Origin of the sequence: Prevotellamassilia timonensis (assembly GCF_021531665.1) — a bacterium.
Taxonomy (GTDB): domain Bacteria; phylum Bacteroidota; class Bacteroidia; order Bacteroidales; family Bacteroidaceae; genus Alloprevotella.
This window is the reverse complement of sequence record NZ_JADYUH010000003.1, coordinates 129,034-138,705: the sequence shown is the minus strand read 5'-3', so window position 1 is coordinate 138,705 and position 9,672 is coordinate 129,034. Positions and strand designations below refer to the sequence as shown.

Below are 9,672 nucleotides of genomic sequence, written 5' to 3'. Positions count from 1 at the left end.
TTTTCAAAAGCCTACCCCAACCCCTCCCTAAAGGGAAGGGCTTTTCAATTTCTCCATTAATGCCCATTAATTGACCCATTAATTGTCCCATTAATTCTGTTCAATTCGTGAACAATTCGGGTTCAAAAATCAATTCATGGTCAATTCGTGAATAATTCATGAACATTAAGGTTTCAAAAGGGTGCGCTCCCAGTTTTTCCTAGGTGCGCTCCTAGTTTTTCCTAGGTGCGCTCCCAGTTTTTCCTAGGTGCGCTCCTAGTTTTTCCTAGGTGCGCTCCTAGTTTTTCCTGGGTGCGCTCCTAGTTTTTCCTGGGTGCGCTCCTAGTTTTTCCTAGGTGCGCTCCTAGCAAGAAATGTTTCTCCATTAATGCCCATTAATTGTCTCATTAAATGTCTCATTAAATTCTGAACATTTCGCGCGTTTCGTGTTCCAAAAAATCAATTCATGGTCAATTCGTGAATAATTCATGAACATTAAGGTTTCAAAAAGGCGGTCCTTTCGTCTTTCGCCCTTAGACTCTTTGTCTCTTCTCCCGTTATCACCTGTGCAGCAAAAGTATCTTAGCCTGGAGGGCTATACTGTGAGTAACCCCGGGCAACGCCCGGGGATAGTAGGAGGCAAGGAAAGATTAGCCTGGAGGGCTATACGCCCGCGAAGATGGCGGCGGTAGCCGCAGCGTCGCAGGCGCACTCCACCTTTCTCGGGCTCACCGAAAATCCTATGTCGCTGAAAAGGCAAAAACCGTTCGTTGGAAGCGGTGCTTGATGTCTATGTCGTCATCAATGCAGAATGCGCCTTCGGTGCGGCGGCTCGCGCCGCCATCTTCGCGGGCGTACAGCCTTCCAGGCTGACACTGAGGGGGGTGCATCTTTCCGGGGGCGTTGCCCCCGGTTACTCACAGTACAGCCTTCCAGGCTGGATAGTCTTGCTTGCCAACGGGCTGTCCGCGCAGGGTTGCCGTGAAGGGTTGCTGTGTAGGGTTGCCGTGCAGGGTTGCTGTGCAGGGTTGCCGTGCAGGGTTTTGAACGCTCGCTGTGTAGGGTTTGTGTATAGTTTGTGTATAGTTTGAAGCGCAAACTATACATTTCGCAACTAACGGATAATCAGTGAGATGCAGGCTTGAATGTAGGGCTTGTGTATAGTTTGTATAGTTTTTTGTTTTCCCCTTTTATTTACGTATAGTGTAGCGTTGAAATGCAGTTACAACAAACCCTACACAGCAGCGGTTTCACTCCGTCACTGCGTAGGGTTTGTGTAGGGTTTCAAACTATTTTGATTAGTCGCGCGGGCACTTTAAATTGCGTCCGTCAAATCGCTCGCCGTGCAGACTTTTCAAAATCCGCGGCAGGTGAGCCAGGCGGCACTGCACTTGTGTGGCACTGCGTTTCGTGACGCTTCAGACGAGTTTCACTTTTTCGAGTGATTGCTCCTTCTCGCAATATTCGCAGCGGAGCATGATGGGGTCTTCTTGGCTGACGACGAAGCGCGTGGGCATGGGTTCGTTGTTGGTGATGCACTTTGGATTGGCGCACTTCACAATTCCGGCGATGGTTTGTGGGAGCGTCACACGCTTCTTTTCCACGACCTCAAAGTCTTTGATGATGCAGAGGGTGACGTTGGGTGCCACGACGCTGAGCAGGTTCAGTTCGGCATCGGTGAAAAATTTGTCACTGATTTTGATGATGCTTTTATGCCCCATCTTTCGGCTTTTGAGATTGTAGCCTACCATGATGGAGGATTGTCGGATGTCCTCGAGATGAAGGAGACGTACGACTTCAAAGAGTCTTGAGGAAGGTATGTGGTCAATGACAGTTCCGTTTTGGATGGCTGCCACCATGAGTTCTTCGCGTTTCATGATTATGTTTGGAGGATTAAGGAATGAGTGAAGAAACAATGAAGTGTCGTGTGTCGAGTGGTTTGGGGGACACGGTTTAGACTGTGATTCCGAGCGTGTTGCAGATGATGGCTTGTCGTGCGTAGAGTCCGTTGCGTGCCTGTTGGAAATAGTAGGCGTGTGGGTCGTCGTCCACGTCGTAGGCAATTTCGTTGACTCTCGGCAGTGGGTGCAAGACTTTCATTGTGGGTTTGGCGTCTTTCAGCATGGATGCTTTCAGGATATAGACGTCTTTGACTCTTTCATATTCCATGAGGTCTGTGAATCTTTCCCTCTGGACTCTGGTCATGTAGAGAATGTCGGCGTTGGCGATGATGTCAGCGTTGAACTCCTCTTCTTCGACGAAGGGAATGTTTCTGTTTTGGCAGTAGATTTTGTATTCCTCGGGCATGGCGAGTTCTTTGGGTGCGATGAAGTGGAAGGTAGGATTGAAGTGTCGCATCGCCATGATGAGAGAGTGTACGGTTCTTCCGTATTTGAGGTCTCCGACGAGATAGATGTGCAGGTTGTCGAGAGTTCCTTGTGTTTTGTAGATGCTGTAGAGGTCCAGCAAGGTTTGTGTGGGATGCTGGTTCGCTCCGTCTCCCGCATTGATGACGGGCACGGGTGAGATTTCTGCGGCATATCTTGCAGCGCCTTCGAGATAGTGTCTCATGACGATGACGTCAGCATAGTTGCTGACCATCATGATGGTGTCTTTGAGTGTTTCTCCCTTAGTGGAACTGGTGACTTTTGGGTCTGTGAATCCGATGACTCTTGCGCCGAGACGGTTTGCAGCGGTTTCAAAGGAGAGACGTGTTCTTGTGGATGGTTCGAAGAAGAGTGTGGCAACGACTTTGTCCGAAAGGATGGTTCGGTTCGGCTCGCGTTCAAATTTCTCTGCCTGGTGGAGCAGGTGCATGATGTCTTCTCGCGAAAGGTTTGCGATGGTGACCAGACTGTTGTTTTCTTTCATGATGAGGTGAGGTGTAGAGGAGGTTAGAAAGAAATAAGAGTGCTATATATAATAAGGTATAAGGGGGGGCTAAAAAACTACGGAATAAGGAGCATTCAAAATTCTACCTGATATTTTAGAACACCCCATGAACGAAACCCAAGAAGGAATCAGAACGATGGCATCTCTCCGGGTGGCGGTGCGGCGAAGGGAATGTCGGCGGAGGGCGGAAGTGCCTCCATTCCTGCCGGGGGTGGTAGTTCTTGCGGACCGTTCACACGTGAGCCGATGAACTCTCCCTGGTTAGTTCCCGCATTGTTGGAAGCGCCCACTCCTCCGTCATCTTCTTCTTCGTTCTCGAAGCGTGCATATTCATCTTTGAATCTAAGTCTTACAGTTCCGACGGCACCGTTTCGGTGTTTTGCGATGATGATTTCCGCTTTTCCTCGCAGGTCTGTTCCGTCTTCGGCGGTGAAGATTTTGTAGTATGCGGGTCGGTGGATGAAAATCACCATGTCGGCGTCCTGTTCGATGGCACCGGATTCGCGGAGGTCGCTCAGTTGCGGTCGTTTGTCCGCATCCGGTCTTTGTTCGACGCTTCGGTTCAACTGTGAGAGTGCGATGATGGGGATTTGGAGTTCCTTTGCGAGTCCTTTGAGGGAGCGGCTGATGGTGGAGACTTCTTCTTGTCGGCTTCCGAAACTCATTCCCGAGGCGTTCATGAGTTGTAGGTAGTCAATCATAATCATTTCCACCTTGTGTTCCTGAACAAGTCTTCGAGCCTTGGAGCGCAGTTCGAAGACGGAAAGTTGCGGTGTGTCATCCACAAAGAGTGGCGCTCCGACGAGTTGTTTGATTCTGATGTCGAGTTGGCTCCATTCAAATGGTTTCAGTTGTCCCGTTTTGAGCGTTTCACCCTTGATGTCGCAGACGTTGACGATGAGACGATTGACCAACTGCACGTTTGCCATTTCAAGTGAGAAGATGGCGACGGGCTTTCTTTGATCGACTGCGATGTTCTTCGCCATGCTGAGTGCGAAGGCTGTTTTTCCCATGGCGGGTCGTGCGGCGAGAACGACGAGGTCAGACTTGTGCCAGCCGGAAGTGATTCGGTCCAGTTCGTGGAATCCGGATGGAATTCCGCTCATGCCGTCCGTTCTTGCTGCCGCCTGTCGCAGCATTTCGTAGGCTTCGTTGATGACGGGGTCTATTTGTGTGTAGTCCTTTTTCAGACTGGACTGTGTCAGTTCGAAGAGTCTTCCCTCCGCCTCCTGCATGAGCAAATCGACGTCTTGTGTGCTGTCGAACGCCTTTTCGCGGATGTCTCCGGTGAAGGTGATGAGTTCGCGTGCCAGTGCTTTTTGTGCAATGATTCGCGCGTGATATTCTATGTGTACGGCAGAGACGACGAGTCCGCTGAGTTCGGAGATGTAGAAGAGTCCGCCGGCTTCCTCGAGTTCTTCTTGCGAGCGCAGAAAGTCGGTGACGGTGAGGATGTCCACCGGCTTCTCCTCCATGTTGAGACGGACGATGGCTTTGTAAATGAGTTGGTGGCGGTGGTCATAGAAACTCTCGGGACGGAGGATTTCGCACACCTGGAAGTAGGCGTGCTTCTCAATCATCAGTGCACCGAGCACAGCCTGCTCAAGTTCGATGGCTTGAGGCTGAAGATGACCCGGCAAGTCTTCAGGTGTGGGACGAGAGAAACTCTTGCGGTTGCGAGAATATTTGGGTTTGGAGTTGTTGTCGTTGGGCATGAGTGTAGGTGCGCCGGAGGCGCGGGTCTTTTTAAGATTCAGGGGTCAGGTTTCAAGTTTATCTTTCCAGGGGTGTTATTTGAATCAATGCTCTGTCAGAAGAACGAATCAAATCGTGACCCCCGGGGGAGAATTTCACTCCTTGACTTCCGGCACGTGTTGATAGCAACCCATGTCGGGGGCAGTGCCGCGAGGCTGTCCGAGGAGGTCTGTGGGATAGGTGGCGGCGGAGACGGCGGGGTCAGCGTTCCCCACAGCTTTGGACTTTTCGTTCAGTCGGAAACTGAAGAAGAGGGTGTGCAGGTCAAACTCCGGAGAGAAGTTGTGTTGTCTTGAGACGTTCTCTTCCGTGCTGTCCTCTTTGTCTTGGAAGCAGCTTCTCCAGTGCTCATCAGGCGTTTCGGGCAATGGCGTGTTCACGAGACTGTGGTCAAAGAGATAGTTAAACTCGGTGTTCGGATATTTCTCCGCTCTCAGTCCCATGACTTCGTCCGAGGCATAGCCTGTGATGATGCTGTTTGTGAAGGTGAGGTTCTTCAGAGGCAATGGGCTTCCGTCTGTGTCTGAGAAGTTCGTGAAGTCCAGTGCGACTCCATTTCCTCCCGTGAAGACATAGAAACGTGCAATCGTGCAGTGCACAAAAGTCACATCTCCGCCGCGCACGGTGACACAGTTCCCGCCGGCGTTGGTGATTTGGCTGTTTCCGACACGCACTTTGGAAGCATGGAGTTCCAGTGCGTTGTGCATGGTGTTGTGAACGATGGAGTTTTCCAGCGTGAGTCGCGTTTCATCGGTGGCATCGGCGGGCGGACAGAGCAGAATGCCAAACATGCCGCTGTGGATGTCAGCGAAGTTGATTCGGTTGTCGGTGGATGTTTCTCGCAGCACTACCCCGCCCCATTGTGCCGGGATGCGGTCGTAGGCTTGTCCGTCAAACATATTTCCCAAGCGATTCCCTCGCATCATCACCGTTTTGCCGAGTTCTCCTTCCACGTGCAGCGAGCCGTGGACAATCAGCGAGGCGTCCGGCGCAAAGAAGAGTTTTGTCCCTGCGGCGAGTGTCAGTACTGCCCCTTTTTCAACCACGATGCTGTCGCCGATTTGGTAGGGGCGTGTGGCGTCCAGTGTCATGTTTTCACTGACTCTCAGTCCATTGAGATTGATGACGGTTTGCCCCGCGGCTTCAAGTACGACCTTCTGCACCGCCCCGCCTTCTGTGGTGAAGGTAAGTTTGTCGCTGACGGCGTAAGGGTCGTCCAGGTCTTCTTCCGGAATGTTCACCATGACGTTGATGAACATGCTGTCTTTGCTGTTGATTTCGTGTGCAGTTCGTGTCAGCTCCGTCAGAGGTTCTCCATCAATGTTCACTTTGAACGGTGAGTTTTCGATGCCGCATTCAAGGTTGATGTCGCTGAATCTGATGGCTTTCCCGTTGGGGTTATAGACTTTCATCGTCATGTAACTGCTTGGTTTTCCGCTGATGACGGTGTCCAACCTCAGCGTGTCTGTGCTGAAGAAGACGAGGTCAGCGGGCGAGGTGGAATATTCCACATCGTCCAAGCAGGAAGTGAGGCTCAAGGGGAACAGCAGAAGCAGCATCCAGAGCAGTCTGTGACAGACGAAAGCGCGCAAGTGTGTTGAAGTCATTAATTGATGATGGTTGGTTTCCAATCTTTCTTACATCTTTTCTCCTGACTTTTCAGTCCACTTTTTCAAGCACATCGAGGAGCAAGTCCCACACTTTTTGTACGGACGGAATGTGAAGACGTTCATCGGGCGAGTGAACCCCTCTCATGGTTGGTCCCATGCTGACCATTTGAAGTTGCGGATATTTCTCACTGAAGAGTCCGCACTCCAGCCCGGCGTGGATTCCTTTCACGAGTGGCTCGGTTTGGAAGAGGCGCACATAACTTTCCCTCACCTGTCTCACAATGGCATTGTCGCTTTTGAACGCCCAGCCGGGATAGGCGCTTCCTGTGCTAACCGTTGCTCCTCCAAGTTCCATGGCGACACGCCAGACACTAATCATGCGGTCGCGGGCAGCGGTCTTGGAACTGCGCTGACTGGAGCGCACCGTCACCTTCTCGCCTTCCTTTTTGATGCTGGCAAGGTTGGAAGAAGTTTCCACGAGCCCTTCCATCTCATGGCTCATTGCCATCACGCCATTTGCCACAGCGTGCAAACTCTTCAGCATGCGCATCATTTCCTCGCGTTCCATGACGGTGGCGGGAACGTCAGCCGACTCCATGGTCAGTTCAAGGTTCGGCTCCGTGGCACTCAGTTCCTCTTCCACTTGATGAATGAAGACGTTGAGAGAGATTCTCACAGCCTCTTTCTTTTCCCAGGGCACGGTGCAGAGTGCCCAGCCTTCACGCGGAATGGCATTGACGAGTCCACCGCTTTGGATGTCCGCCAAACGAAGGTCGTTCTCTACCGCTTGTTGCAAGAGGAACTGCACGAGGATTTTGTTGGCATTGCCCCTACCCTTTTCTATGTCATCGCCGGAGTGTCCACCCGTCAGTCCCTTCACGCCAATGCGGAAGGCAAAGGAGTTTTCCGGCACGGCGGTGTCGTGCCACGGGAACTCGGCACAACTTCTTGCACCACCGGCGCAACTGACGAACAAGATGCCCTCGTCTTCTGAATCGAGATTGATGAGGTAGTCTCCGCTCATGAATCCCTCCTTCATTCCCATCGCGCCCGTCAGACCGGTTTCTTCGTCACGGGTGAAGACACAATCAATCGGTCCGTGCACCAGGTCTTTGGCATCAAGAACTGCGAGCTGCATGGCAACGCCTATGCCGTCGTCCGCGCCGAGGGTCGTGCCCTCCGCTTTCATCCACTCCCCTTCGACGTAGGTTTTGATGGCGTCGGTGTCGAAGTCGAAGTCCACGTCGCTGCGTTTCTCGCAAACCATGTCAAAGTGGCTTTGGAGAATCACTTTTTTCCGGTTCTCCATGCCCGGCGTGGCGTCTTTTGTGATGCAGACGTTGCCCGCTTCATCCACCTTGGTGGCGAGACCTCTTTCTTTTCCGAACGCTTCGAGGAAGGCAATCATTTTTTCTTCGCGTTTGGAAGGACGGGGAATTTGGTTGATGCGAGCAAACCAGTGAAACACTTCTTGGGGATTCAGGGCATTCTTCATGATTAGAAATGTATTTTAGATGATTGTTGTTTTGGAGTAATTAAAATATAACCATGAGCAAAGATAGTCATTTTACCGGACAGCCGGTCTATAGTCAAGTATTAAAGCTACTCGATAAGGAGAAAATTCTTCAAATGAGCCGCGAAACGAAAGAAAGCGAGGCTTATGTGAAGCGTTTTGACGGTTACCAACATCTCGTCGTAATGTTGTTTGGCATCCTCAAGCACTTTGATCCTCTGCGCGAACTTGAGATTGGCATGAAGGCAGAAGCTCACAAACTCGGACACCTCGGAATGAACTATCTGGTTCGTCGCAGTACGCTTGCAGAAGCCAACATACGCCGTCCTCAGAAGTTCTTTGCAAGTGTCTATGCATATCTACTGGAGAAGTATGCCAAGTTTTTAGCGGACAGCCGCCCTGCCAAGAGTTATAAGGGGCAGACTCATGAGCCTAAAGACTGGGAGAAGCTGCTCTATATGATGGATTCCACCACAATAACGCTCTTCGACAACATACTCAAAGGTCGGGCGGCATCCGAAATCAGGCAAGAAGAAATTAGGTCAACATAGCACAATTCCAACGTCTCACCGAAGAAGGCGTGCGCTACGTGACCAAAATAAAGAAAAACCTTAAGGATGAAGTACTTGAATCCGTTATGTACGTCAATACAGAGGGACTTGTGGCTCATATTGACCAAAAAGTACGTTTTACAAGAGGGGAACTCATCCATGAAGCACGAAGGGTGGAGATATTTTATGCGAACAAGAAACCAGTTGTGCTATTGACCAACAACTTTGACTTCACGGTGGAAGACATTGCTGAAATTTACCGCTTAAGATAGACTATCGAGTCGTTATACAAACAACTTAAACAGAACTTCCCACTTCATTTCTTCTATGGGGACAGCGTCAACGCCATACAAATACAGACATGGGTTATTCTGATAGCCAATCAGCTGATAACGGTTCTCTCGAGAAGCATAAAGAGGCATTGTGCATTCTCGCAAGTTGTTACCATGGTACGGCTTATGCTTATGTGCTACGTCGATTTTATCGCATTTATGGAAAATCCCGAAAAAACTTGGAATGATTTCCTTGCAAAGGAGAAGCAAAAAGCACCGCCAGAACCAAGTCTTTTCGATTAGGGGGCTTAATTTTGAAAAAATAACCCCCGAAGTCCTATTTTACAGGACTTCGGGGAGGGATTTTATGCTCTTTGGAATTTTACCGGACAGCAATAATATGCAATTATATTTGTGTACAAGGATTGGAAATATCGTTCAAGAATTCCATAATTATCAATTTTACTTTCCATACCTCCCATCCTTCGCCTCAAAGATCGTGCTCGGTTCATGCACCTCCACCGAGTGCCATGCCCCAAGAGGTATCTGCACCCCATATTTCCCTTCACGGGGACAGAGCCTAACCCGATAACGTTCAAACACATTCGTTTCCATGCCGTCAGACAATACAGTCCCACTCTCTCCCATAAAAGTACCTCCACAGTCCTCATTCGGACGCAAGTCATAAAACACCACATCCATGCACCCTTGGAGACATATCGTAGTCTCAGATGTCTCCAAATGCCGATGAATCGGCACCTTAGTACCCACTTCCAACGCATTCAACATCCGTTGCGAATTATCCTCAGCAGTCGTTCTGAGGTCATAGTTCATGCGTTTTCGTTCCGATGCCGCAGCCTGCAAATGCAATGCCGCCAGCATATTGTCATTGATTTCAAGAATATCCATAATTGTGATTGCTTTATTTCTTGTCATAACTCTGTGCCTGTTCTGTGATATGCTATCCCTGCTGAGGGACAAAGAGAAACGACACAAATTGCCAGATGTATGTGAGATACTTTTACATTTTCCGCTGCTTAGTAATATGAAAATAATAAGTTGCGTCAGATTTGAATGACATTTTCGAGGTCAGATTTTCA

8 protein-coding genes are annotated in these 9,672 nt (G+C 50.1%); 2 read left to right on the top strand and 6 right to left on the bottom strand.

What is annotated here, in order from left to right; genetic code table 11:
* Nucleotides 1-1,397: 1,397 nt before the first annotated feature.
* From pyrI to I6E40_RS01770, 5 genes are all read right to left on the bottom strand, one after another.
* The gene (gene pyrI / locus I6E40_RS01790) at nucleotides 1,398-1,856 is read right to left on the bottom strand and encodes an aspartate carbamoyltransferase regulatory subunit (RefSeq protein WP_235385138.1); all 459 of its coding nucleotides are present in this window, start codon (nucleotides 1,854-1,856) and stop codon (nucleotides 1,398-1,400) included.
* A 76-nt stretch (nucleotides 1,857-1,932) separates the two neighbouring features.
* The gene (gene pyrB / locus I6E40_RS01785; protein WP_235385137.1) at nucleotides 1,933-2,850 is read right to left on the bottom strand and encodes an aspartate carbamoyltransferase; all 918 of its coding nucleotides are present in this window, start codon (nucleotides 2,848-2,850) and stop codon (nucleotides 1,933-1,935) included.
* A 149-nt stretch (nucleotides 2,851-2,999) separates the two neighbouring features.
* Entirely contained in the window at nucleotides 3,000-4,586 is a 1,587-nt protein-coding gene (gene dnaB, locus I6E40_RS01780; protein WP_235385136.1) for a replicative DNA helicase, read from the bottom strand.
* A 135-nt stretch (nucleotides 4,587-4,721) separates the two neighbouring features.
* Nucleotides 4,722-6,233: a hypothetical protein gene (locus I6E40_RS01775; RefSeq protein ID WP_235385135.1), complete on the bottom strand. Its 1,512-nt coding sequence runs from the start codon at nucleotides 6,231-6,233 to the stop codon at nucleotides 4,722-4,724.
* 52 nt (nucleotides 6,234-6,285) lie between these two features.
* A complete protein-coding gene (locus tag I6E40_RS01770; protein ID WP_410897022.1) occupies nucleotides 6,286-7,734 on the bottom strand; it encodes an aminoacyl-histidine dipeptidase in 1,449 nt (482 codons plus the stop codon).
* Between the two features lie 50 nt (nucleotides 7,735-7,784).
* On the opposite strand from I6E40_RS01770, the gene I6E40_RS01765 reads away from it, so the two are divergent.
* Nucleotides 7,785-8,300 (top strand): DUF4372 domain-containing protein, encoded by a 516-nt coding sequence (locus I6E40_RS01765; protein WP_235385133.1) that lies wholly within the window; start codon nucleotides 7,785-7,787, stop codon nucleotides 8,298-8,300.
* Between the two features lie 29 nt (nucleotides 8,301-8,329).
* Complete coding sequence (locus tag I6E40_RS11055) at nucleotides 8,330-8,572, top strand: hypothetical protein (RefSeq protein ID WP_410897020.1); 243 nt, start codon at nucleotides 8,330-8,332, stop codon at nucleotides 8,570-8,572.
* Between the two features lie 462 nt (nucleotides 8,573-9,034).
* On the opposite strand, the gene I6E40_RS01760 is transcribed toward I6E40_RS11055, so the two are convergent.
* A complete protein-coding gene (locus I6E40_RS01760) occupies nucleotides 9,035-9,481 on the bottom strand; it encodes a WbuC family cupin fold metalloprotein (protein ID WP_235385132.1) in 447 nt (148 codons plus the stop codon).
* Between the last annotated feature and the right edge of the window lie 191 nt (nucleotides 9,482-9,672).

Excerpts from the sequence above, each read along its gene's own strand:
- I6E40_RS01760 (WP_235385132.1), bottom strand. The coding sequence starts at position 9,481 with ATGGATATTCTTGAAATCAATGACAATATGCTGGCGGCATTGCATTTG.
- pyrI (WP_235385138.1), bottom strand. The coding sequence starts at position 1,856 with ATGAAACGCGAAGAACTCATGGTGGCAGCCATCCAAAACGGAACTGTC.
- I6E40_RS01765 (WP_235385133.1), top strand. The coding sequence starts at position 7,785 with ATGAGCAAAGATAGTCATTTTACCGGACAGCCGGTCTATAGTCAAGTA.
- pyrB (WP_235385137.1), bottom strand. The coding sequence starts at position 2,850 with ATGAAAGAAAACAACAGTCTGGTCACCATCGCAAACCTTTCGCGAGAA.
- dnaB (WP_235385136.1), bottom strand. The coding sequence starts at position 4,586 with ATGCCCAACGACAACAACTCCAAACCCAAATATTCTCGCAACCGCAAG.
- I6E40_RS01775 (WP_235385135.1), bottom strand. The coding sequence starts at position 6,233 with ATGACTTCAACACACTTGCGCGCTTTCGTCTGTCACAGACTGCTCTGG.